The sequence below is a fragment of the Streptomyces sp. M2CJ-2 genome (assembly GCF_016757295.1).
Taxonomy (GTDB): Bacteria; Actinomycetota; Actinomycetes; order Streptomycetales; family Streptomycetaceae; genus Streptomyces.
The window spans coordinates 1-20,938 of the sequence record NZ_JAESIF010000046.1 but is presented as its reverse complement, the minus strand read 5'-3'; the positions used below and the strand labels follow the sequence as shown (position 1 = coordinate 20,938).

Genomic DNA, 20,938 nt, shown 5'->3' with positions numbered 1-20,938 from the left:
CGCTTCCCTCGCCTCCTCGGTGTTTCCAGTGCTTCCCGGTGTTCTCGGTGTTCCTGGTGTTCTCGGCGTTCGCGGCCTTCTCCATGCCACTGCCCCGTACGTCCAGCCCGACACCGCCCGGCGGCCCGCACCGACACACCGGCCGTATTGACTAGCTCTATTCAGGCTGCGAATGTGTGAATATCTGCGGTAGGGCGGGAGCACGTCACCAGGAGGCGGACCATGTCAGGACCCCGAGTCGTCCGAGCGCCGCGCGGCACCGGACCGAGCGCCCTGGGCTGGCCCCAGGAGGCCGCTCTGCGCATGCTGCAGAACAACCTCGACCCGGAGGTCGCCGAACACCCCGACCGGCTCGTCGTCTACGGCGGCACCGGGAAGGCGGCCCGCGACTGGCGCTCCTTCGACGCCATGGTCCGCACCCTCAGGACCTTGAAGCAGGACGAGACGATGCTCGTCCAGTCCGGCCGTCCCGTCGGCGTCATGCAGACCCACGAATGGGCCCCGCGCGTCCTCATCGCCAACTCCAACCTCGTCGGCGACTGGGCCAACTGGGAGGAGTTCCGCCGCCTGGAGGCCCTCGGCCTGACCATGTACGGGCAGATGACCGCCGGCTCCTGGATCTACATCGGCACCCAGGGCATCCTCCAGGGCACCTACGAGACGTTCGCCGCCGTCGCCGCCAAGAAGTTCGGCGGCACCCTCGCCGGGACCATCACCCTGACCGCCGGCCTCGGCGGCATGGGCGGCGCCCAGCCGCTCGCCGTCACCATGAACGACGGCGTCGCGATCTGCGTCGACTGCGACCCCCGGGCCATCGACCGCCGCATCGAGCACCGGTACCTGGACGTGCGGGCCGACTCCCTCGACCACGCCCTGCGGCTGGCCACCGAGGCCCGCGACGCCCGCCGACCGCTGTCGATCGGCGTCCTCGGCAACGCCGCCGAGGTGCTCCCGCAGCTCCTCGCCCTGGGCGCCCCCGTCGACATCGTCACCGACCAGACCTCCGCCCACGACCCGTTGGCCTACCTGCCCACAGGGGTCGCCTTCGAGGACATGGCCGACGCCGCCGCCAAGGACCCGGCCGGCTTCACCGCCCGCGCCCGCCGGTCCATGGCCCGGCACGTCGAGGCGATGGTCGGCTTCATGGACGCCGGGGCCGAGGTCTTCGACTACGGCAACTCCATCCGCGGCGAGGCCGAACTCGCCGGATACGACCGGGCCTTCGCCTTCCCCGGCTTCGTCCCCGCCTACATCCGCCCGCTGTTCTGCGAGGGCAGGGGCCCCTTCCGCTGGGCCGCCCTGTCCGGAGACCCCGCCGACATCACGAAGACCGACCGGGCCGTCCTCGAGCTGTTCCCGGAGAACGAGTCCCTGGCCCGCTGGATCCGACTGGCCGGTGAACGCGTCCGCTTCCAGGGCCTGCCCGCGCGCATCTGCTGGCTCGGGTACGGCGAGCGGGACAAGGCCGGTGAGCGGTTCAACGAGATGGTCGCGAGCGGCGAGCTGTCCGCCCCCGTGGTCATCGGCCGCGACCACCTCGACTGCGGCTCCGTCGCCTCCCCGTACCGCGAGACCGAGGCCATGCTCGACGGGTCCGACGCGATCGCCGACTGGCCCCTGCTCAACGCCATGGTGAACGTGGCGTCCGGGGCCTCCTGGGTGTCCATCCACCACGGCGGCGGCGTCGGCATGGGCCGTTCCCTGCACGCCGGCCAGGTGACGGTCGCCGACGGCACCCGCCTGGCCGGCGAGAAGATCCGGCGCGTGCTGACCAACGACCCCGCGATGGGCGTCATCCGGCACGTGGACGCCGGGTACGACATCGCGGACTCGGTGGCGTCGGAGCGAGGGGTGCGCGTGCCGATGCGCGAAGGCCACGAGGGCCACGAGGGCCACGAGGGCCGCGAGGGTGAGGACGAGAGCGCGTGACCCACGACGAGAGCGGGACCCACGGCACCGCACCGGCCCCACCGAGCCCACCGGCCACACCCCCCACCTTCCAGGCGATGTGGCGCGAACTGCTCCCCCTCGGCCGCCACCCCGGCACCGGCGGCTACCGGCGATACGCCTGGACCGGCGCCGACGCCGAATGCCGGGCCTGGTTCGCCACGCAGGCCGGACTGCGGGGGCTGCGCCACGAAGTGGACCGGAACGGGAACCAGTGGGCCTGGCTGGGCGACCCCGCCGACGGGGACGCCGTCGTCACCGGGTCCCACCTGGACTCCGTACCGGACGGCGGCGCCTTCGACGGGCCCCTCGGAGTCGTCTCCGCCTTCGCCGCCCTCGACGAACTGCGCCGGAGGGGGACGTCGTTCAGCCGTCCCCTCGGCATCGTCAACTTCGGCGACGAGGAGGGCGCCCGCTTCGGGCTCGCCTGCGTCGGCTCGCGGCTCACCGCCGGCCGGCTCTCCCGCGCGCAGGCGCACCGTCTCACCGACGGCGACGGGACCACTCTGCCCCGGGCGATGGAGGCCGCCGGACACGACCCCGACGCCATCGGCCCCGATCCCGAACGGCTCGCCCGCATCGGAGCCTTCGTCGAACTGCACGTCGAACAGGGCCGGGCCCTCGACCTGTCCGGCGACCGGGTCGGCATCGCCGGCGCCATCTGGCCGCACGGCCGCTGGCGGTTCGACTTCCGAGGCGAGGCCAACCACGCCGGCACCACCCGCCTCGCGGACCGTCGCGACCCCATGCTGCCGTACGCCGAGACCGTCCTCGCCGCCCGCCGTGAGGCCGAACTCGCCGGTGCGGTCGCCACCTTCGGCAAGATCGCCGTGGAACCGAACGGCGTCAACGCCATCCCCTCCCTGGTGCGCGGCTGGCTCGACTCCCGCGCCGTCGACCAGCCGAGCCTGGACGCCGTGGTCGCCGCGGTGGAGAAGGCGGCCCGTGAGCACGCCGTCGTCCACGGCGTGGAGCTGGACGTGGTCCGCGAGTCCCGCACGCCCGTCGTCGAGTTCGACCACGCCCTGCGTGACGAACTCGCCCGCATCCTGGGCCGCGACCGCGCGACGCCCCTCCCCGTCCTCGGCACCGGTGCCGGACACGACGCCGGAATCCTCTCCGGAAGCATCCCGACCGCCATGATGTTCGTGCGCAACCCCACAGGCGTCTCGCACTCCCCGGCCGAGCACGCCGAGGAGGACGACTGCGTGGCCGGGGTGCTCGCCCTAGCCGACGTACTGGAAGGACTGGCCCGCACGTGACCACCCGACGGACGTACTGGTTGGAGCACGCCTGGCTCGGCACCCATGTCGAGCCGGGTGTCGCCGTCGAGGTCGCGGACGGGCGCATCACCGCCGTCCGCCCGGGGACACCCGCCCCGCCGCACGGCGCCGAGGCGTTGCGCGGCCTGACGCTCCCCGGCCTGGCCAACACCCACAGCCACGCCTTTCATCGCGCGCTGCGCGGCACCGTCCAGGTGGGCTCCGGAACCTTCTGGACCTGGCGCGAGGTCATGTACTCGGTCGCCGACCGACTCACCCCCGAGAACTACCACCGGCTCGCCCGCGCCGTGTACGCCGAGATGGCCCTCGCCGGCATCACCGCCGTCGGCGAGTTCCACTACGTCCACCACGCGCCCGGCGGCACCCGCTACGCCGACCCCAACGCCATGGGCGAGGCCCTCATCGCGGCTGCCGCCGAGGCCGGCATCCGCATCACCCTCCTCGACACCGCCTATCTGTCCGCCGGCTTCGGCGAGCCGCCGGACACCCACCAGCTCCGCTTCTCCGACGGCACCGCCGAGGCCTGGGCCGAACGCTGTTCAGTTCTCAAGGAACGGGATCACGCGCGGATCGGTGCCGCCATCCACTCCGTACGGGCCGTGCCCGCCGGTCAGTTGGCGACCGTGGCACGCTGGGCCGAGGAGCGGAGGGCCCCGCTGCATGTGCACCTGTCGGAGCAGACCGCCGAGAACGAGGCCTGCCAGGAGGCGCACGGCCGCACCCCGGCCCGCCTCCTCGCCGACCACGGCGTGCTCGGACCGCGCACCACCGGCATCCACAACACACACCTCACCGACCAGGACATGACGCTGATCGGCGGCAGCGGCACCGGCACCTGCATGTGTCCCACCACCGAACGCGACCTCGCCGACGGCATCGGCCCCGCCGCCTCCCTCCAGCGCCGGGGCTCCCCGCTCTCCCTCGGCTCGGACAGCCACGCCGTCGTCGACCTGCTGGAGGAAGCGCGCGCCCTGGAGCTCAACGAGCGCCTGCGCACCCGCACCCGCGGCCACTGGACGGCGAGCGCCCTGCTGCGGGCGGCCACCGCCGACGGCCACGCCGCACTCGGCTGGGAGCGGGCGGGCACCATCGAGCCCGGAGCGCTCGCCGACCTGACCACCCTCACGCTGGAGTCGGTCAGAACCGCGGGGCCGCCGACCCGACTCGGCGCCGAGACGGCCGTATTCGCCGCGACGGCGGCCGACGTACGGCACACGATCGTGACCGGACGGCACGTCGTACGCGACGGGGCGCACACCCTCGTCCCCGATGTGCCGCACGCCCTCGCGCAGGCGATCGAGGCACTGAACGCCTGAACGTCGGGCGCTTGAACGTCGAGCGACTGAACATCGAGCGCCCGAGCACGCCCCTCGGCCCCGCAACCGCCGCCACCCACGAGGACGCCATGAGCAGCACCGCCATCGTCAACATCGCCACGCTGGTCACCAACGACCCCTCCCTCGGCGCCTCCCCCCTCGGCCCGGTCCGGGACGCGGCCGTCGTCATGGACGGCGACCGCATCGTGTGGACCGGTGAAACAAGCAAAGCACCCGCCACTGACAATCGGGTCGACGCCGAGGGCCGGGCGGTGATCCCGGGCTTCGTCGACTCGCACTCCCACCTGGTCTTCGCGGGCGACCGCACCGAAGAGTTCAACGCCCGCATGTCCGGCCGCCCCTACGGTGCGGGCGGTATCCGCACCACCGTCGCCGCCACCCGGGCCGCGAGCGACGCGGAACTGGAGGCGAACCTGACCCGCCTGCTCACCGAGGCGCTCCGCCAGGGCACCACCACCCTCGAGACCAAGTCGGGCTACGGCCTCACCGCGGAGGACGAGGCCCGCGCCCTGCGGCTGGCCGCCCGCCACACCGACGAGGTCACCTACCTCGGCGCCCACATCGTCGCCCCGGAGTACGCCGACGACCCGGCCGGCTACGTCGCCCTGGTCACCGGCGCGATGCTGGACGCCTGCGCGCCGCACGCCCGCTGGATCGACGTCTTCTGCGAGAAGGGCGCCTTCGACGGCGACCAGGCGCGCGCCGTCCTCACCGCGGGCAGGGCGAAGGGCCTGCACCCGCGCGTCCACGCCAACCAGCTCTCCCACGGTCCCGGCGTCCAGCTCGCCGTCGAACTCGACGCGGCCAGCGCCGACCACTGCACCCACCTCACCGCCCCGGACGTCGACGCCCTGGCCAACAGCCGCACGGTGGCGACCCTGCTGCCGGGCGCCGAGTTCTCCACCCGGGCCGAGTGGCCGGACGCCCGCAGGCTGATCGACGCGGGCGTCACCGTCGCGCTGTCCACGGACTGCAACCCGGGATCGTCCTTCACGTCCTCGGTGCCGTTCTGCATCGCGCTCGCCGTGCGGGACATGGGGATGACGCCCGACGAGGCCCTCTGGTCGGCCACCGCGGGCGGCGCCGCGGCCCTGCGGCGCACCGACATCGGCCGTCTCACCCCCGGCGCCCGCGCCGACCTCGTCCTCCTCGACGCCCCGAGCCATGTCCACCTGGCCTACCGCCCCGGCGTCCCGCTGGTCGGCGGGGTGTGGCGACACGGCGTCCGCGTGCTCTGACCGGCGGGCTCAGGCCCCGGCCCGCCACCGCTGGTCCGCCCGCCCCGCCTCCCCGGCCAGGGAGACCGAGCCGCCCCCGCTCGGCGTCACCGCATGGTCCGGCGCGATGGCCGGGCGGATCACTCCACGGGCGTCGACGGCGAAGCGCAGGTTCTGTCCGTTGCGCCCGTCCACCGAGGCGCACTCCCAGATGCCCACCCCCCGGCCCACCGCGCCACGACTGTCCAGGCAGTAGTCGGAGTCGGCGTAGGACTGCAGCACACCGCGCTCCGCGTCGACCCGCCACCGTTGGGAGCGGGAGGAGTCGCAGGGTGCGGTGACCACGTCCGTGCGGTTCTCCAGGTCGCCGTCGATGTCCAGGCACAGGCCCGATGCCAGATTCACCACCTGCGCGTACCCGCCGCCCGGCGGCGGGTACGCGGGTGTGGCGGACGGGGTGGGAGGCGGTGTCGGGGACGGTGTGGGGTGCGGGGTGTCCGACGGGCTGGGCTTCCCGGTCTTCGAGGGGGACGGCGCGGGGGAGCGCGTCGCGGACGCGGTGGGGGGCGGCGAGGGGGTGGCCGTCACGGTCACCGGCGGTGGGACCGTCAGGGTGGGGCCGGGTCGTGAGGCGTGCTCGGTCGGCGTGCCGGCCGGTGACAACAGCAGGAGCAGCAGCGGCACCACGGCCACGCCGAGTGCCGTCGAGGCCAGCACCAGACGCCGGGACAGCGGCCACGTCCCGACCGCGGTACCGGGGCCGGCGGACGGCTCGGCGGGCCCCGGCAGGGGTGCGGCGTACGACGTGCCCGCCCACGGCAGCAGCCCCTCGGCCAAGGTGCTGCGCGGTGTCTCCCGCAGGGCGAGCTGTTCCTCGTACGCCGCGGCGCAGTGCCCGCAGCGGGCCATGTGGGTGTTCAGGTCGGTGCTGTCGCGGGGGCCGTCGGGCCGTACCGCCTCCTCGATGAGCCGGCGGAAGTCGACGCACCGGGGATCGTCCGAGGCGGCCAGCCGGGACCGCAGACAGGCCCGGCCCAGTGACTGCAGCGCGGGCTGGGTGTCGTAGGCCACGTCCTGGGGGGCGAGGCCGAGAAGCGTCGCCGTACGGTCCGCGGGTTCCTGTTCCACGACGCCGTACCAGATGAGGCCCTGCGCCCGGTACGGCAGCGTCCGGAAGGCGGCGAGCATGGACGGGACCGGGCCGTCGGGACCGGACGAACTCAGCACGAGATGCAGTCCCGGGTCGAGCCCGCCGGCCCGTCCGTCGGCGGCCCAGGCCGCTGCCACCCGGGCGGTCAGCAGCAGGAGTCGGTGGCGCAGGGGGCCGCCGGGGTCGGTACCGCGAGCGGTCTCGCGGGCGGCGTCCGTGAAGGCCTGCGCGGCGAGTTGACGCGCGCCGGAGTCGCCCGTGGTGCACTGGCGGGCGTAGGCGAGCACGGACGGGCCGTGCCGGGCGCGGAGTTCCTGAAGCGCCGAGTACGCGGCCGGGGTGTCGGCGCGCAGCGATTCGGTCAGCCGGATGTCGGACGCGCCCGCGTGCGTACCCGGGTGTCCGTCGCCGAGCCCGTCACCGTTGACGGCCTCCTCGCCCCGATCCATGCACCGCCTCCTAGCCCTGGCCGTCGGACCCGTCGTCCTGACATACCAGCCGGTCTGGGCGTGCCCATAGTGGAGGAAGAAGGCCCGCGGGAAAAGGGGTGACCGCAGGTAACGCGTCGCGCCCCGTGCCCTGTCGGCGCCGGACGCCCCTCGCGGGTACCGGGCGCCGACAGGGCACGGGGCGCGGCCCCGTCGATCCTCGACCGTCATTCCTCCACGGTCAGCCCCTTGCGCAGCCGCACCAGCGTGCGCGACAGCAGCCGGGAGACGTGCATCTGTGAAATGCCCAGCTCCTCGCCGATCTCCGACTGGGTCATTCCGGCGACGAAGCGCAGCGAGAGGATGGTGCGGTCGCGCGGCGACAGTTCGGCGATCAGCGGCTTCAACGACTCGACGTACTCGATGCCTTCGAGTCCGTGGTCCTCGTAACCGATCCGGTCCGCCAACGCGCCCTCGACGTCGTTCTCCTCCGGCTGTGCGTCCAGCGAGGAGGCGGTGTAGGCGTTCGACGCCGCCATGCCCTCGACGACCTCGTCCTTGGAGATGCCCAGGCGTTCGGCCAGTTCGGCCACGGTCGGGGACCGGTCGAGCTGCTGGGCCAGCTCGTCACCGGCCTTGGCCAGGTCGAGCCGGAGTTCCTGCAGCCGGCGCGGTACGCGCACGGACCACGAGGTGTCACGGAAGAAGCGCTTGATCTCGCCGATGATGGTCGGCATCGCGAAGGTGGGGAACTCCACCCCGCGCGAAAGCTCGAAGCGGTCGATCGCCTTGATCAGACCGATGGTGCCGACCTGGATGATGTCCTCCATCGGCTCGCTGCGCGAGCGGAACCGGGAGGCGGCGAACTTGACCAGGGCCAGGTTCAGTTCGACGAGCGTGTTGCGTACGTACGAGTATTCGTGGGTGCCTTCCTCCAGCGACTCCAGCCGCTCGAAGAGGCTCTTGGACAACGCCCGCGCGTCGACCGGGTCCACCTCGTCATAAGGGGGGATCTCCGGGAGGCCGGCGAGGAGGCCGTCGTCCGGGACGACACCCATGTCGTCCTGCTCGATGGGAGCCAGATGTTCCGGAGGGAGTGTCGACGTCGCTTTCTGGGTACGCGATTCGTCGAGCCGGGGTGACATGATGTCCTCCATCGTTCTCGGCATATGGCTGCCGATGCCGTTACGTGCACTGCGGTGTGCGGCGCCTCCAAAGCCGGCCGTGTCGGGTGCGTGTCCTTACTAGCCCTACCCGTTTCCACGAACTCATCGCAAGTGGGTTCTGTTGCCATATGTCCGCTTGTGGCTGATTGTTCGGCTGTCGAAGTGCGGCGGTAGGGCGTAATGTTCGACAGCGTCAGTAGCAGTCACGACCGGTGGGAGAGAGAGTCGGCATGGACCGCGGGACGGTCGGCAGCGCACAGTCGGGCCGGCTTCTGGTGGAGGTTCGGGAAGAGGGCCCCAGTGCCGTCGTGACCCCGGCGGGTGAGTTGGATCACCACACCGCCGATCTTTTGCGTGAGCCGCTGGAGGAATGCCTCGCCAGGGGATTCAACCGGCTTGTCATCGACTGCTCCGGACTGGAGTTCTGCGACTCCACCGGGCTCAATGTGCTGCTCGGTGCCCGGCTGAAGGCGGACGCCGCGGGGGGCGGGGTGCACCTCGCGGGGATGCAGCCCGTGGTCGCGCGCGTGTTCGAGATCACCGGGGCGGAAGCGGTGTTCACCCTTCATGACAGCCTCGAGGCGGCCCTCGCCGACGATTCCGGATGACCGCGCGGGCAGGCCGGCGCCACCCCGGGGCGGGTCCCGGGGGCGGCGTTCTCCTTCCGGCGCGTTTTTCTTCGCGCCCCGCGACGCGTCCCTCCCCGCGTCACCCTTCGGGTCACCTGCCTGCCCTCGCGCCTTCCTCGTGCGAACGCGGAAGTGTTCCCTGGGGCGCCCCGGGCAGGAGACATGCTGGATGCGTCCGCTGCCATGGTCGCGGGGATACCGGGAACCGGACGATCCCGCACCGTGTGACCGACTGAAAACGGATTATTTGAAACCATGAACTGGTGAATCGGTGAGGTGAAGCGCTGATGAGCACCACCCGGCCCTACCCGCCGGGCGACCGCGGTCCGGAGCCCAGCGGCGCTCCCGGGGGCGGCGCGCCGACGGCGAGCGCGTCCGGAGAGGTGGCCGTGCCGTCCGGGCCGACGGGGCCGTCGCCCGGCTCACCGGGTTCGCCGGGAGGGCGTCAGGTCCGTCGACTGAGTTTCGACGACCAGAGCGGCGTCGTGCCCCTCGCCCGTGACTTCACCCGCCAGGCGCTGCACGCGTGGGGCTGGCTGCCCGCCGCCACCGCCGACCGGCGGGCCGCCGCCGAGGACGTCCTGCTCGTCGTGTCCGAACTGGTCACCAACGCCTGCCTGCACGCCGAGGGGCCCGACCACCTGGGCATCGTCTACGACAACAAGATGATCCGGCTCGAGGTCACCGACCGGGGCACCGGCCAGCCGGCCCCGCGCACCCCGCACCGGTCGGGCCGGCCCGGCGGCCACGGGATGTTCATCGTCCAGCGGCTCTGCCTCGACTGGGGGGTCGTACGCACCCCGGGCATCGCGGGCAAGACCGTGTGGGCGGAACTCGGCGCTCCCGCCTGACCGGCGGCGTCCCTCGCCCGTGCAAACGCCCGGAGGGCCCCGCGTCCACGAGTACGTGGACGCGGGGCCCTCCGTCGCGAGACGGTGGCCGGCGAGCCGGCCGGCTCAGCGGGTCAGCGGATGTCGCCCATGAGCGACTTGACCTTGCTGCGGTACATCCACACCGCGACACCGGCGACCACGGCGAGGGTGGCCTCCATCGCGACGACGCCCGACCCGTTCAGGTCGACGCCGGCGATGGAGAGCAGGCCGGTCGTGGCGTCACCGGCGGTGACGGCCAGGAACCACACGCCCATCATCTGCGAGGCGTACTTCACGGGCGCCATCTTCGTGGTGACCGACAGGCCGACCGGGGAGAGCAGCAGCTCACCGACGGTCTGCGTGAAGTAGATCGCCACCAGCCACATCGCCGCCGCCTTGTGACCGCCCTCGGCGATGGACAGCGGGGCGAGGAACAGGAAGAAGGACGCGCCGACCAGCACCAGACCGGAGCCGAACTTCACGATCGTGCTGGGCTCCTTGCCGCGCCGGTTCAGCGCCAGCCAGAACCAGGCGAAGACCGGGGCCAGCGCCATGATCAGGACCGGGTTGACCGACTGGTACCAGGAGACCGGGAACTCCCAGCCGAAGACGCTGTTCTCGGCCGACGAGTCGGCGAAGATCGCCAGGGTCGAGCCGCCCTGGTCGTAGATCATCCAGAAGACGGCCGCGGCCACGAAGAACCAGATGTACGCGGACATCTTCGACTGCTCGGCCTGGTCCAGGCTCCGGTCGCGCTTGATCCGGACCAGCACCAGCACCGGGATGATCAGGCCGAGCAGCGTCAGCGGGACCAGGACCCAGTTCAGCGTGTAGTTGCCGGAGAGACCGACGATGGCGTAGGCGACGACGGCGATGCCGGCCCAGAGGGCGGCCTTGCGCAGCGTGGAGGACTTCTCCGCGGCGGACAGCGGCTTGGGCACGACGCTGGAGTGCGCGGCGAGGTGACGGCTGCCCAGCAGGAACTGGAGCACACCGAGCCCCATGCCGACCGCGGCGAGCGCGAAGCCCAGGTGCCAGTTGACGCTCTCACCGACGGTGCCGATGATCAGCGGCGAGAAGAAGGCACCGAGGTTGATGCCCATGTAGAAGATGGTGAAGCCGCCGTCACGACGCGGGTCGTCCGGACCGTCGTAGAGCTGGCCGACCATCGTGGAGATGTTGGCCTTCAGCAGACCGGAGCCGAGGGCGACCAGGCCGAGGCCCGCGTAGAAGGTGCCGGCGGACGGCAGGGCCAGCGTCAGGTGGCCGAGCATGATGACCGCGCCGGCGACGGCGACGGTCTTGCGCGGGCCCAGAACGCGGTCGCCGAACCAGCCGCCCGGCATCGTGAGCAGGTACACCAGCGACACGTACACCGAGTAGATGGCCGTCGCCGTGCCGACGTTCAGGCCCATGCCGCCCGGGGCGACGAGGTACAGCGGGAGCAGAGCTCGCATGCCGTAGTAGGAGAACCGCTCCCACATCTCGGTCATGAAGAGAGTGGCCAGTCCGCGGGGGTGGCCGAAGAAGGTCTTCTCGGAGCCGGGGGTGCCGGGTGAGACCGAGTCCTTCGTCAGGCTGGACGCCATGGTCGTTCCTTGCTGGTCGGGACGCGTAGCGCAAGCGGGTACGCGCCCGGTGGGGGGGCGGCCGGCACCGGCGGGCCGTGCCGTCCACCCCACGCCCCTGGGGAATCCGCTCCGGATCACGGAGCGGGGGACGGCGACCACCGGGATCCACGCCGCTACGCGCGTCGATGTGCGTAGCGGCCCGGCCATAGGTCATTGCTTACGAGGTCGGCGGGAAGCCGACCGGCACGCAAAAGAGACCTTCAGCGGCAACTGCGCCAAAGGTCCCCGTGGTGCAACAGGCGTTGCTTCACCATACGGCAGGACAGTGCCTGATATGGAAGGACTTGAGACAGGGATCACAGGTTCCGGGGGAACCGTGATCACTCATTCGAAGGTTCTTTTCAGGATCGCACCCCACAGTTCCAGGCCCCTTTCGCGGGGCCCCGAGGTGAGAAACAGGTGTGCGCGCGGTGAGAACCGGCCGCCGTGATCACACCCCGGACCGTGTCGCGGCGGGACTACCATCAGTGCATGACCCGTGTACTGCTCGCCGAGGACGACGCGTCCATCTCGGAGCCGCTGGCCCGCGCCCTGCGTCGGGAGGGCTACGAGGTGGAGGTGCGTGAGGACGGACCCAGCGCGCTCGACGCAGGCCTGCAGGGCGGCATCGACCTGGTGGTGCTGGACCTCGGGCTGCCCGGCATGGACGGCCTGGAGGTCGCCCGCCGGCTGCGTTCCGACGGCCACACGGTTCCCATCCTGATCCTGACCGCGCGCGCCGACGAGGTGGACACCGTCGTCGGTCTGGACGCCGGCGCCGACGACTACGTCACCAAGCCGTTCCGGCTCGCCGAACTGCTCGCCCGGGTACGGGCCCTGCTGCGGCGCGGTGCCACCGAGCCGCAGCAGCCGCCCGCGACCCACGGCGTGCGCATCGACGTCGAGTCGCACCGGGCGTGGATGGGCGAGGAGGAACTCCAGCTCACCGCCAAGGAGTTCGACCTGCTGCGGGTCCTGGTCCGGGACGCGGGCCGGGTCGTCACCCGCGACCAGCTGATGCGCGAGGTCTGGGACACCACCTGGTGGTCGTCCACCAAGACCCTCGACATGCACATCTCCTGGCTGCGCAAGAAACTCGGTGACGACGCGGCCAACCCCCGCTACATCGCGACCGTCCGGGGCGTGGGTTTCCGCTTCGAGAAGAGCTGAACCCCGCCACCGCAGGGGGTTCTTTCAGGTAAGAGGTCATGCGCCGCCGACTGATCCAGTCCACGCTCGCCGTGGTGCTCGTCGTGATCGCCGTCTTCGGCGTGTCCCTGGTGATCGTGGAGACCCGCACCATCAGCGACACCGCCAGGGACCGGGTCGAGTCCGAGGCCGTACGGCTGGCCAGCATCGTCGACAGCCGACTGCTCGTCGAGGAGAAGGTCACCGCCGAGGTCCTGAGCGACCAGATCACCGAGGACCGCTACGCCGTCATCCGCATCCCCGGCAGGGCGCCCATCGAGGTGGGCGCCAAGCCGGACGGCGACGTCATCAGCGCCACGGCCCCGGGCGAGGAGGGCGAGACGGTCACCGTCCAGGAGCCGCGCTCCTCGGTGACCCGGGAGGTCGGCCGTACGCTGCTGATCATCGGGCTGGTGGCGCTGCTGGCGGTGATCGCCGCGGTGCTGCTGGCGGTCCGCCAGGCCAACCGGCTCGCCTCCCCGCTGACCGACCTCGCGGAGACCGCCGAGCGCCTCGGCTCGGGCGACCCGCGCCCCCGCCACCGGCGGTACGGCGTCCCTGAGCTGGACCGGGTCGCGGACGTGCTGGACTCCTCCGCCGAGCGCATCGCCCGCATGCTGACCGCGGAACGGCGACTGGCCGCCGACGCCTCCCACCAGCTGCGCACCCCCCTCACCGCCCTGTCCATGCGCCTCGAGGAGATCACCCTCACCGACGACCCGGACACGGTGAAGGAGGAGGCGACCATCGCGCTGACGCAGGTGGAACGCCTCACGGACGTGGTGGAACGGCTGCTGACCAACGCCCGCGACCCGCGCAACGGCTCCGCGGTCACCTTCGAACTCGACGAGGTGATCCAGCAGCAGCTCGCCGAGTGGCGTCCCGCCTACCGCGGTGTCGGCCGCGCCGTCGTCAGCTCCGGCAAGCGGAACCTGCGGGCGGTGGGCACCCCGGGCGCGGTCGCCCAGGTGCTGGCCGCCCTGATCGAGAACTCGCTCATGCACGGCGGCGGCACGGTCGCCCTGCGCACCCGGGTCACCGGCAACCAGGTCGTCGTGGAGGTCACGGACGAGGGCCCCGGGGTGCCCGCCGAACTGGGCGCCCGCATCTTCGAACGGGCGATCAGCGGCCACAACTCCACCGGCATCGGCCTCGCGGTCGCCCGGGACCTCGCGGAGGCGGACGGCGGCCGACTGGAGATGCTCCAGGCCAAGCCCCCGGTCTTCGGCCTGTTCCTGTCCCGTACCCCGCCGCGGAAGTCCCGGGACGAGGACCGCCGCACGGTCAGGTAGCGGACGGTCCGAGGAGGGCGGGGGCAGAAGGGCAGGCCGGGGCCTTCGGCGCCTACGGCACGTGCTGCCGGGCAGGTGGCTTCGCCCCGCCCCTGGCGACGGGACCCGCGCCCGCTCCCGCCGCCGCGCTCCCGGTGCCCGGCTCGCGGGCCGGCAGCGCGCGGAACACCCAGGTGCGGTAGGACCAGAAGCGGAACAGGGTGGCGACACCGATGCCGAGGAACTTGAAGACGTTGCTCTGCAGCCGGCTGTCCCAGCCGAACCCGTACGTCGCCGTGTACAGCAGGCCGTTCTCGATCACCAGCCCGACCACGCTGAACAGCAGGAACAGCGACATCTCCTTGGTGCGTCCGGATCTGTCGCGGTCCCGGTAGGTGAAGTAGCGGAAGCCCAGGTAGTTGAAGATGATCGCGACGACGGTCGCGATGACGCTCGCTCGCACCACCTGGAGGTCGGTCACCTGCCGGACCAGGTTGAACACGAGGAGATTGACCAGCAGCCCGGCTCCGCCCACCGCGCCGAACTTCACGGCCTCACGGACGAGCTGATCGAGGCGCTGCCGCACGGTGCCGCGCGGGGCCGGGGCTGTCGAAGGCCCCGAGGAACCGCGTCCCATGGTCGTGCCGGCCCCCGTCCGTAGTGTGGCGTCAGAGTGGCGTCAACCACACCATGCTAACCACCCCTTCTCGTGATCTTCCTGCGGACGGCCCTCTCGGCCGCAGACCGTCCGGGAATGGCCGGTGAAAGGCCGGAGGGCACGGGCTGATCACCAAGGGGGCCGGAAACCGCCGTGGAACCGGCCACCGTGGCTCGACCGATACCCTGGGGGTGTGACGTTCCCGGTAGTCGGCATGGTCGGCGGGGGGCAGCTCGCTCGTATGACACACGAGGCGGGCATCCCGCTCGGCATCAGGTTCAAGCTCCTCAGTGACACTCCGCAGGATTCCGCGGCGCAGGTCGTCAGCGATGTCGTCGTCGGCGACTACCGCGACCTGGACACGCTGCGCGCCTTCGCGCGCGGCTGCGACGTGATCACCTTCGACCACGAGCACGTGCCCACCGAGCACCTCAGGGCCCTGGAGGCCGACGGCATTCCCGTCCGCCCCGGCCCCGACGCGCTGGTGCACGCCCAGGACAAGGGCGTGATGCGGGCGAAGCTCGACGCGATGGGCGTGCCCTGCCCGCGGCACCGCATCGTCACCGATCCGGAAGACGTCGCCGCGTTCGCGGCGGAGGGTGCGGCCGCGTTCGCGGCGGAGGGCGACGGTTTCCCGGTGGTCCTCAAGACCGTCCGCGGCGGCTACGACGGCAAGGGCGTGTGGGTCGTCGACTCCGCCGAGGAGGCCGCCGAGCCCTTCAAGGCCGGCGTCCCGGTGCTGGCCGAGGAGAAGGTCGACTTCGTGCGCGAGCTGGCCGCCAACGTGGTCCGCTCCCCGCACGGCCAGGCCGTCGCCTACCCGGTCGTGGAATCCCAGCAGGTCGACGGCGTCTGCGACACGGTGATCGCCCCCGCCCCCGACCTCGACGAGGCCCTCGCGCTGCGCGCCGAGGAGATGGCGCTGAACATAGCCAAGGAACTCGGCGTCGTCGGCCATCTCGCCGTGGAGCTTTTCCAGACCCGCGACGGGCGCGTCCTCGTCAACGAACTCGCGATGCGTCCGCACAACTCCGGGCACTGGTCCATGGACGGTGCGATCACCTCCCAGTTCGCCAACCACGTCCGTGCCGTCCTCGACCTGCCGCTCGGCGACCCGCGCCCGCGCGCCAAGTGGACGGTCATGGCCAACGTCCTCGGCGGCGACTACCCCGACATGTACTCCGCGTACCTGCACTGCATGGCCCGCGACCCCCAGCTGAAGATCCACATGTACGGCAAGGACGTGAAGCCCGGCCGCAAGGTCGGTCACGTCAACACCTACGGCGACGACCTGGACGACGTGCTGGAACGCGCCCGTCACGCAGCCGGCTACCTGAGAGGCACGATCACCGAATGAGCCCCAGCCCCGTAGTCGGCATCGTCATGGGATCGGACTCCGACTGGCCCGTCATGGAGGCCGCGGCCAAGGCCCTCGACGAGTTCGAGATCGGCCACGAGGTCGACGTCGTCTCCGCGCACCGCATGCCCCGCGAGATGATCGCGTACGGCGAGCAGGCCGCCGACCGGGGACTCAAGGTGATCATCGCGGGCGCGGGCGGCGCCGCCCACCTGCCCGGCATGCTGGCCTCGGTCACCCCGCTGCCGGTCATCGGCGTGCCCGTGCCGCTGAAGCACCTCGACGGCATGGACAGCCTGCTCTCCATCGTGCAGATGCCGGCCGGTGTCCCGGTCGCCACCGTCTCGGTGGCCGGCGCCCGCAACGCGGGCCTGCTGGCGGTCCGCATGCTCGCCGCCCACGACGAGGAACTCCTCGGCCGGATGCGGGAGTTCCAGCAGGACCTCAATGACCAGGCCACGGAGAAGGGCAAGCGCCTGCGGGCCAGGACCGAAGGCTCCGGCAACGGCTTCGGTTTCGGGAAGTGAGTCCCGTGACCACTCCCGACGGTGCCTCACTCGACGTCGCCCGCGCCCTCCTCGCCGACTTCCCCGTCGTGGACGGGCACAACGACCTGCCCTGGGCGCTGCGCGAGCAGGTCCGCTACGACCTCGACGCCCGGAACATCGCCCACGACCAGGCCGCGCACCTGCACACCGACATCCCCCGGCTGCGCGCGGGCGGCGTGGGTGCCCAGTTCTGGTCGGTGTACGTCCGCGCGGACCTGCCCGACGCGGTGCCGGCCACGCTGGAACAGATCGACTGCGTGCGGCAGTTGCTGGCCCGACACCCGGAGGACCTGGCGCCCGCGCTGACCGCCGCCGACATGGAGGCCGCCCGCGGACAGGGCCGTATCGCCTCGCTCATGGGGGCGGAGGGCGGCCACTCCATCGCCAACTCCCTCGGTACCCTGCGCGGGTTGTACGACCTCGGCGTGCGCTATCTGACCCTCACCCACAACTACAACGTGGACTGGGCGGACTCGGCGACGGACGAGCCCGGCGTGGGCGGCCTGTCGGCGTTCGGCCGCGAGGTGGTCCGCGAGATGAACCGGCTCGGCATGCTGGTCGACCTCTCGCACGTCGCCGCCACGACCATGCGGGACGCGCTGGACGCCACGTCCGCGCCGGTGATCTTCTCCCACTCCTCCGCCCGCGCGGTCTGCGACCACCCGCGCAACATCCCGGACGACGTACTGGAGCGGCTGCCCGCCAACGGCGGTGTCGCGATGGTGACGTTCGTCCCGAAGTTCGTGCTCCAGGCGGCGGTCGACTGGACGGCCGAGGCCGACGAGAACATGCGCGCCCACGGTTTCCACCACCTGGAGACCACCGCGGAGGCGATGAAGGTGCACGCCGCCTTCGAGGAGCGCTGCCCCCGCCCGGTCGCCACGGTGGCCACGGTGGCCGACCACCTGGACCACATGCGTGAGGTGGCCGGCGTCGACCACCTCGGCATCGGCGGCGACTACGACGGCACCGCCTTCACCCCGGACGGCCTGAACGACGTCTCCGGCTACCCGAACCTGATCGCCGAGCTGCACGACCGCGGCTGGTCCAGGTCCGACCTGGCCAAGCTGACCTGGCAGAACGCGGTACGGGTACTGGGCGCCGCCGAGGACACGGCCCGGGATCTCAGGGCGACCCGCGGACCGTCCCACGCGACCATCGAGTCGCTCGACGGCTGAACGCCCCGGCGCACCCGTGCGGTACCCGTGAGGGTGTTGCACGGGTGCGGCCAGGGCTGTTCGATCCGACACCGGCGGAACGGACGCCCCGCCGGATCGCCGTACACCCGAAAGCCCTTCTCGGGGCCCTCCCGGGCCCTTTCGGTTCAGCAGGCGCACAGGCAGAACGGGTGCCCCGCCGGGTCCGCGTACACCCGGAAGGTCCGCGAGCGGTCCTCCGTCTCCAGCGGCTTCGCACCGAGCGCCAGCACCTCCTTCTCCGCGGCGTCCAGGTCCTCGACGGTCAGGTCCAGATGGAACTGCTGCGAGTGGTCGGGCGCCGGCCACCGAGGCGGTACGTGTCCGGGGGCCGCCTGGAACGCGAGCGTGGGTCCACCGGGCACCCGGAGGTCCACCCAGTCGCCCTCGTCCACGATCGTGCCGCCCACCACCTCGGCGTAGAAACCGGCCAGCGCACGCGGATCGGGGCAGTCCAGGACGACGGCGCCCACCTTGGCAACGGACATGGCTTCCTCCTCGAATCCCTCGGTTACCCATAGAGGCGGGTACCCGGTAACCGTTACTGCATGCTGCCGCACAGGAGGTAACGTCGCAAGGGGAAACGCACGGGGACGCGAGAGGTACCGTCCGGACATGAGTGAGAGATCGGCTGCGCCCGGTGGGCTGGTCCTGGTCGAGGGCCTCGTCAACACGCTCGACCTGGAGACGGGTGCCGACGCCCTGGACACGGCGGACGGCCGCGCCCGCTTCGGACTCGCACAGGACGACACGGCAGGCGTCGAGGCGGCACGCGAGCTGCGCGAGGCGCTGCGCGCGACCCTGCTCGCCCACGCCGGCCGTCCGCCGCACCGGGAGGTCGTCCCGCTCGGCGCGCTGCTCGCGCGTGCCCCGCTGGTGGTCACCGTCGACCCGGCGGACGGCTCCGCCGCCCTCGCAGCCGTCGACGAGGGGCCCCTGCTCTCACGGATCGCGGCGGTCGTGGCGGAAGCGGTCACGGCGGGCACCTGGAACAGGCTGAAGGCCTGCGAGGCCGCCGAATGTCACTGGGCGTACTACGACCGCAGTCCCGCCGGACGCGGCCGCTGGTGTTCCATGCAGGTGTGCGGGGCCCGCGCCAAGATGCGCCGCTACCGCGCGAAGGGGGCCTGAAGGGGGAGGAGGGCGCCCTGCGGCGGCCGATGTGGGCCCCAGGAGCCCCGCCCGGTCCACCCCGTGGTGCAGAATGCAGTCAGACGCCGGTTCGGCCGACTGAGCCTCGGCCGAACCGGCGTCATCGGTTCCGTCAGGCGGTGGGGCGGCCCATCGCGCGGTAGCGCCAGCCGGCCCGGCGCCAGGCCTCGGCGTCCAGGGCGTTGCGCCCGTCGAGGACCAGCCGCCGGGCCGCGACCTCGCCCAGCGCCGCCGGGTCCAGTTCGCGGAACTCCCGCCACTCCGTCAGGTGCAGCACGGCGTCGGCACCGCGCACCGCCTCGAGCGCCGAGTCCGCGTATCCCAGGGTGGGGAAGAGGCGCCGGGCGTTGTCCATGCCCTTCGGGTCGTACACGGTGACCTGGCCGCCCTGGAGGTGTATCTGGCCGGCGACGTTCAGCGCCGGCGAGTCCCGTACGTCGTCCGAGTCCGGCTTGAAGGTGGCGCCCAGCACCGCGACCCGCTTGCCCAGGAAGGCCCCGCCGCCCAGCTCCTGCCGGGTCAGCTCCACCATCCGGCCGCGCTGGCGCATGTTGATCGAGTCGATCTCCCGCAGGAAGGTCAGCGCCTGGTCCGCGCCCAGCTCACCGGCGCGTGCCATGAACGCCCGGATGTCCTTCGGCAGGCACCCGCCGCCGAAACCGATCCCGGCCCGCAGGAACTTCCCGCCGATCCGGTCGTCGTACCCGATGGCCTCCGCCAGCCTGGCCACGTCACCGCCCGTGGCCTCGCACAGCTCGGCCATGGCGTTGATGAACGAGATCTTGGTGGCCAGGAAGGAGTTCGCGGAGGTCTTCACCAGCTCCGCGGTCGGGAAGTCGGTCGCCACGAACGGGGTGCCCTCACCGACCGGTGTGGCGTACACCTCCCGCAGCAGCTTCTCCGCCCGCTCGCTGCGCACGCCCGCCACGATCCGGTCCGGGTGCAGCGTGTCCTGGACGGCGAAGCCCTCGCGCAGGAACTCCGGGTTCCAGGCCAGCTCGGCGTCCGCGCCGGCCGGGGCGTGCTCGGCCAGGTAGGCGGCCAGCCGGTCGGCGGAGCCCACTGGCACGGTCGACTTGCCGACGACCAGCACGGGGCCGGTCAGGTGCGGGGCCAGCGAGGCGAACGCGGAGTCGACGTACGACATGTCGCAGGCGTACTCGCCGTGCCGCTGCGGAGTGTTCACACAGACGAAGTGGACGTCGCCGAACGCCCCGACCTCGGCCCAGTCCATGGTGAACCGCAGCCTGCCGGTGGACCCCTCGATCCCCGCCACATGCCGGCGCAGCAGTTCCTCGAGCCCCGGCTCGTACATCGGGACCTCGCCCCGCCGGAGCATGTCGATCTTCTCCGGCACGACATCGAGGCCCAGTACCTCGAACCCGAGCTCCGCCATGGCCGCGGCGTGGGTCGCACCGAGATAACCGGTGCCGATCACGGTGATCCTGAGGGCCATGCGTGCTCCAAGGGGTATACGGCAGGTAGTGCGGGCCTGAGCATAACCGGGGGCGGCGAGCGCGCCGCAGCGGGCGAGCCCGCCGTTGTCGGCAAACTCACGTACGTCCGCGCGGACGGGAGTTCTACTATGGGAGTTACTTAACGGTAGTTAGCATCATCAGAGCGTCGCCCTCGTCGCCCTCGTCGTCTTTGGAGTGAGAGACCTTGGCCGGATCGGCTGACTTCGACCTGTACCGCCCGTCCGAGGAGCACGACATGCTCCGCGACGCCGTCCGCTCGCTGGCCGAGGCGAAGATCGCGCCGTACGCCGCCGCGGTGGACGAGGACGCCCGCTTCCCGCGGGAGGCGCTCGACGCGCTGGTCGCCAACGACCTGCACGCCGTCCACGTGCCCGACCAGTACGGCGGCGCGGGCGCCGACGCGCTCGCCACCGTCATCGTGATCGAGGAGGTGGCCCGCGTCTGCGCGTCC

General features: G+C 71.8%; 19 protein-coding genes. 13 read left to right on the top strand and 6 right to left on the bottom strand.

Features of this window, described 5'->3' with window-relative positions; genetic code table 11:
* Window positions 1-222: 222 nt before the first annotated feature.
* The 4 genes from hutU to hutI all read left to right on the top strand — a co-directional run bounded on the left by hutU (window position 223) and on the right by hutI (window position 5,805).
* Window positions 223-1,929 (top strand): urocanate hydratase, encoded by a 1,707-nt coding sequence (gene hutU, locus JL475_RS27355; RefSeq protein ID WP_202280624.1) that lies wholly within the window; start codon window positions 223-225, stop codon window positions 1,927-1,929.
* A gap of 77 nt (window positions 1,930-2,006) precedes the next feature.
* Window positions 2,007-3,209, top strand: coding sequence for an allantoate amidohydrolase (locus JL475_RS27350; protein ID WP_202280657.1), 1,203 nt, complete (start codon window positions 2,007-2,009; stop codon window positions 3,207-3,209).
* Window positions 3,206-4,546 (top strand): formimidoylglutamate deiminase, encoded by a 1,341-nt coding sequence (locus JL475_RS27345; RefSeq protein ID WP_202280623.1) that lies wholly within the window; start codon window positions 3,206-3,208, stop codon window positions 4,544-4,546. The genes JL475_RS27350 and JL475_RS27345 overlap by 4 nt, the downstream gene beginning before the upstream one ends.
* Before the next feature lie 89 nt (window positions 4,547-4,635).
* Entirely contained in the window at window positions 4,636-5,805 is a 1,170-nt protein-coding gene (gene hutI / locus JL475_RS27340; RefSeq protein WP_202280656.1) for an imidazolonepropionase, read from the top strand.
* A 9-nt stretch (window positions 5,806-5,814) separates the two neighbouring features.
* Here hutI and JL475_RS27335 read toward each other — a convergent pair whose 3' ends face one another.
* The gene (locus tag JL475_RS27335; RefSeq protein ID WP_202280622.1) at window positions 5,815-7,383 is read right to left on the bottom strand and encodes an RICIN domain-containing protein; all 1,569 of its coding nucleotides are present in this window, start codon (window positions 7,381-7,383) and stop codon (window positions 5,815-5,817) included.
* A gap of 206 nt (window positions 7,384-7,589) precedes the next feature.
* Entirely contained in the window at window positions 7,590-8,519 is a 930-nt protein-coding gene (locus tag JL475_RS27330; RefSeq protein ID WP_202280621.1) for an RNA polymerase sigma factor SigF, read from the bottom strand.
* Between the two features lie 239 nt (window positions 8,520-8,758).
* Between JL475_RS27330 and JL475_RS27325 the strand changes: the two genes are divergently transcribed.
* Window positions 8,759-9,136, top strand: a complete 378-nt coding sequence (locus tag JL475_RS27325) for an STAS domain-containing protein (RefSeq protein ID WP_202280620.1) — start codon at window positions 8,759-8,761, stop codon at window positions 9,134-9,136.
* A gap of 308 nt (window positions 9,137-9,444) precedes the next feature.
* Window positions 9,445-10,008 (top strand): ATP-binding protein, encoded by a 564-nt coding sequence (locus tag JL475_RS27320; protein WP_202280619.1) that lies wholly within the window; start codon window positions 9,445-9,447, stop codon window positions 10,006-10,008.
* A 113-nt stretch (window positions 10,009-10,121) separates the two neighbouring features.
* On the opposite strand, the gene JL475_RS27315 is transcribed toward JL475_RS27320, so the two are convergent.
* Window positions 10,122-11,618, bottom strand: a complete 1,497-nt coding sequence (locus JL475_RS27315) for an oligopeptide:H+ symporter (RefSeq protein ID WP_202280618.1) — start codon at window positions 11,616-11,618, stop codon at window positions 10,122-10,124.
* A 513-nt stretch (window positions 11,619-12,131) separates the two neighbouring features.
* On the opposite strand from JL475_RS27315, the gene JL475_RS27310 reads away from it, so the two are divergent.
* Window positions 12,132-12,809, top strand: a complete 678-nt coding sequence (locus tag JL475_RS27310; protein WP_109383624.1) for a response regulator transcription factor — start codon at window positions 12,132-12,134, stop codon at window positions 12,807-12,809.
* 38 nt (window positions 12,810-12,847) lie between these two features.
* On the top strand, window positions 12,848-14,119 hold the full coding sequence (locus JL475_RS27305; RefSeq protein WP_202280617.1) for an ATP-binding protein: 1,272 nt from the start codon (window positions 12,848-12,850) through the stop codon (window positions 14,117-14,119).
* Window positions 14,120-14,171: 52 nt separating this feature from the next.
* Here JL475_RS27305 and JL475_RS27300 read toward each other — a convergent pair whose 3' ends face one another.
* The gene (locus tag JL475_RS27300) at window positions 14,172-14,735 is read right to left on the bottom strand and encodes a GtrA family protein (RefSeq protein WP_202280616.1); all 564 of its coding nucleotides are present in this window, start codon (window positions 14,733-14,735) and stop codon (window positions 14,172-14,174) included.
* 214 nt (window positions 14,736-14,949) lie between these two features.
* Between JL475_RS27300 and JL475_RS27295 the strand changes: the two genes are divergently transcribed.
* The 3 genes from JL475_RS27295 to JL475_RS27285 are packed head-to-tail and all read left to right on the top strand — an operon-like array spanning window position 14,950 to window position 17,839.
* Window positions 14,950-16,113, top strand: coding sequence for a 5-(carboxyamino)imidazole ribonucleotide synthase (locus JL475_RS27295; protein WP_202280615.1), 1,164 nt, complete (start codon window positions 14,950-14,952; stop codon window positions 16,111-16,113).
* Window positions 16,110-16,640: a 5-(carboxyamino)imidazole ribonucleotide mutase gene (gene purE, locus JL475_RS27290; protein ID WP_237408437.1), complete on the top strand. Its 531-nt coding sequence runs from the start codon at window positions 16,110-16,112 to the stop codon at window positions 16,638-16,640. Before JL475_RS27295 ends, purE begins: the two co-directional genes overlap by 4 nt.
* A complete protein-coding gene (locus JL475_RS27285; RefSeq protein WP_202280614.1) occupies window positions 16,637-17,839 on the top strand; it encodes a dipeptidase in 1,203 nt (400 codons plus the stop codon). Before purE ends, JL475_RS27285 begins: the two co-directional genes overlap by 4 nt.
* Before the next feature lie 146 nt (window positions 17,840-17,985).
* Here JL475_RS27285 and JL475_RS27280 read toward each other — a convergent pair whose 3' ends face one another.
* Window positions 17,986-18,345 (bottom strand): VOC family protein, encoded by a 360-nt coding sequence (locus JL475_RS27280; protein ID WP_202280613.1) that lies wholly within the window; start codon window positions 18,343-18,345, stop codon window positions 17,986-17,988.
* A gap of 127 nt (window positions 18,346-18,472) precedes the next feature.
* On the opposite strand from JL475_RS27280, the gene JL475_RS27275 reads away from it, so the two are divergent.
* Window positions 18,473-18,988 (top strand): CGNR zinc finger domain-containing protein, encoded by a 516-nt coding sequence (locus JL475_RS27275; RefSeq protein ID WP_202280612.1) that lies wholly within the window; start codon window positions 18,473-18,475, stop codon window positions 18,986-18,988.
* A gap of 133 nt (window positions 18,989-19,121) precedes the next feature.
* Here JL475_RS27275 and JL475_RS27270 read toward each other — a convergent pair whose 3' ends face one another.
* Window positions 19,122-20,465 carry a UDP-glucose/GDP-mannose dehydrogenase family protein gene (locus JL475_RS27270; RefSeq protein ID WP_202280611.1) on the bottom strand — a complete coding sequence of 448 codons (1,344 nt, stop codon included), beginning with the start codon at window positions 20,463-20,465 and terminating at the stop codon, window positions 19,122-19,124.
* A 206-nt stretch (window positions 20,466-20,671) separates the two neighbouring features.
* On the opposite strand from JL475_RS27270, the gene JL475_RS27265 reads away from it, so the two are divergent.
* Window positions 20,672-20,938, top strand: a 267-nt coding sequence (locus JL475_RS27265; protein WP_202280610.1) for an acyl-CoA dehydrogenase family protein, incomplete at its 3' end; no start/stop codon positions are given.